This window comes from Bathymodiolus platifrons methanotrophic gill symbiont (assembly GCF_002189065.1).
In the GTDB taxonomy this organism is placed as follows: domain Bacteria; phylum Pseudomonadota; class Gammaproteobacteria; order Methylococcales; family Methylomonadaceae; genus Methyloprofundus.
This window is the reverse complement of the sequence record NZ_BDMN01000118.1, coordinates 1-2,994: the sequence shown is the minus strand read 5'-3', so window position 1 is coordinate 2,994 and position 2,994 is coordinate 1. Positions and strand designations below refer to the sequence as shown.

Sequence of the window (2,994 nt, the reverse complement as noted above, 5' to 3'; positions counted from 1 at the left end):
CCCAATAATTATTTATGGTAAAATTGAAACTATGCTACAACTATATGAAAAAAATAGTCTTTTCATTCGTTTCAAATGCTATTGCCTAAGGGGAATTAAGTAGGGGTTTGCTATAAACATGGCAAAACCACCTAAAATAAACCTCGATACACCAGCATTGTGTATTTCAGCTACTCAATAATTGGGAAACTTCAGTTCAAGAAGTAATATTTGGATTAATAAACGCTAAAATGTGACAGAAAACACCAGGTTAATCTATGACCTTCAAAAGGATAAATGATAATCGCAGTCAGATTTCGTTCTTAGTCATTTTGTGAGAGTCAATTGGACGTTCAAAAATTACTTTTGTATTAGCCATACTGGCAGGTTAAGTCGTAGTCAGTACGGTTAAGTGAATTGAATTGAGTGAAAATGTATTTATTACCATGATTCATATAAGGTATCTGGTGTTAAAATTTGCTAGGTTAACTGTATGTATATTCTTCATCATAAAATCGGTAAGCTATTAGGTTAAATAAACTGTTCATAACCACTTTCCCTAGAAAGGAATCTCAATGTCGCCCGAAGCTAAAGCTAGACAAGAAATAGACAAAAAGCTTGAGCAAGCAGGTTGGCAAATACAAGACTGGAAAGATGTCAATCTTGGTGCTGCCCTAGAGATTGCCGTGCGTGAACACCCAACAGATACCGGGCCTGCCGATTACATCCTTTATGTTAGCCGCATTGCAGTAGGTGTTATCGAAGCTAAAAAAGACCAAACCATACTTACACCAGTAGAAGAGCAAACCCAGCGCTATGCCTCCAGCAAACTTAAATGGCATAAAGAAAAAATACCGCTAGCCTTTTTATTCGAAGCCACTGGCCAAGTAATACACTTTACTGATATTAGAGATCCCTCGCCCCGCTCCAGAGAAGTTTTCCATTTTTTTAAGCCCGAAATGCTGCAACAATGGTACGGCCAGCCCGACACTCTGCGCCATAGGTTAGCTAATAACATGCCTGAATTGCCCGTAGCTAATCTACGGGCTTGTCAAATCAGTGCCATTACTGGGCTAGAACAACACTCCCTGGCTAAAAACCTGCCTCGCTCATTAATTCATATGGCAACGGGCGCAGGTAAAACCTTTACTGCTATTAATGCTGTGTATCGTTTGCTTAATTATGCAGGGGCGAAACGTATACTTTTTCTGGTAGATACACGCAATTTAGGCAAACAGGCACAGCAAGAATTTCATGCTTTTAAACTCGCAGGTAAAGAAACCTTTTTTCATGAAAACCATATCGTCCAACGCTTAACGAGCAATACCATTGATAGTGCGGCAGAAGTTTGTATTTGTACTATTCAACGCATGTATTCCATTTTAACTGGACATGAAATTGATGAAAGTGCCGAAGATATATCGTTATTTGAAACAAGGCAACTGCAAAAACAAACCAAACAGGTGCGCTACAACCCTGCCGTCCCCATAGAAAGCTTTGACTTTATTATTGTTGATGAATGCCACCGCTCTATCTATAACCTATGGAAGCAAGTATTAGATTATTTTGATGCTTTTTTAATTGGCTTAACCGCAACTCCCGATAAACGGACTTATGGCTTTTTTAATGAAAATGTAGTCGCAGAATACAGCTATGAAGAATCCGTGCTTGACGGGGTTAATGTCGGCTACGATGTTTACGAAATAGAAACTGAAATCACTAAGGCAGGGGCAGAATTAAAAGCCAAAGAATGGGTAGATCATCGTGATAAACTCACCCGTAAAAAACGTTGGGATCAGACAGAAGAGGAAAACGTATATACAGGCAAAGAATTAGATAGGTCGGTAGTTAATCCTAGTCAAATTAGGCAAGTGATTAAAGCAATGAAATTAGCGGTAGAAACTAAAATATTTCCCAGCCGTAAAGAAGTGCCTAAAACACTCATTTTTGCTAAAACAGACAGCCATGCCGATGATATTATTCAAATGGTGCGCGAAGTCTATGCTGAAGGTAATGCCTTCTGTAAAAAAGTCACTTATAACGCCAAAGATCCCGATGCGGTATTGACTGACTTCCGTAACGAATATAATCCACGTATTGCCGTCACCGTTAATATGATCGCCACAGGCACTGATGTAAAACCACTGGAAATTCTGCTGTTTATGCGTGATGTACGCTCCAAAGGCTATTACGAACAAATGAAAGGCCGAGGTGTACGCAGTTTGGGATATGAAGAGCTCCATCGAGTCAGCCAAAGTGCCAGCAATGCCAAAGACCGCTTTGTATTAATTGATGCGGTAGGAGTAGAAAAATCACTAAAAACAGAAAGTCGACCTTTAGAACGTAACTCAAACCTTTCGCTTAAAGACTTACTGCAAGGTGTTGCCTTAGGGCATAGAGATAATGACACCGTACAAAGTCTGGCTAATCGTTTAATTAGGCTCAGCAAACAAATTGATAAAAAAATACAGCATAAAATTGAGCAAAGTGCAGGGCAGACATTGCCCCAACTAGCCAAAACAGGATATTTTATCCTGTATCGATGGCAAAGTGACATATCGTTATCAGGACAGCAAAACCAAACGCTATCAAACCAAAACAGTGCCGGGAGCTGATTTTTTATGGCTGGTGCTGCAGCATGTTTTACCCAAAGGCTTTCGCCGTGCGCGGAACTTCGTAAGCGTCGCTTCTTCCCACCTAGACAAGCTACGCCACTTACTTTAAAGGCTTGATTTTTTCAGTCAGGTTCCAGGGTAAAAACTGATCCAATGCCTCTGGCTTATAGTGCCTACCAAGCTTGGGTCGTGCGGTGAGTAAATACTTTAAGTAATCAAAAGGCTCTAGGTTATTGGCTACCGCTGTCTGCACAAGACTGTAAAGTAGTGCGCTGGCATTAGCGCCGCGTGGAGTTTGATTAAATAACCAGTTTTTACGGCCAATCACAAACGGCTTGATATGACGTTCCGCTGCATTATTATCAATTTGTATATTACCATCATCAATATAGTGCGATCG

Annotated in this window: 1 protein-coding gene and 2 pseudogenes; 2 read left to right on the top strand and 1 reads right to left on the bottom strand. The window is 40.3% G+C overall.

Annotation, left to right across the window (positions count from 1 at the left end):
* Window positions 1–554: 554 nt before the first annotated feature.
* Both CDZ78_RS07350 and CDZ78_RS22940 read left to right on the top strand, forming a co-directional pair.
* A pseudogene (locus CDZ78_RS07350) lies at window positions 555–2,498 on the top strand (type I restriction endonuclease subunit R); the annotation flags it as partial.
* Window positions 2,497–2,655, top strand: a pseudogene (locus tag CDZ78_RS22940) (transposase); the annotation flags it as partial. The pseudogenes CDZ78_RS07350 and CDZ78_RS22940, both read left to right, overlap by 2 nt.
* 39 nt (window positions 2,656–2,694) lie before the next feature.
* Here CDZ78_RS22940 and CDZ78_RS07340 read toward each other — a convergent pair.
* Window positions 2,695–2,994: IS66 family transposase (locus CDZ78_RS07340; RefSeq protein WP_140413926.1), on the bottom strand; the 300-nt coding region annotated here is incomplete at its 5' end.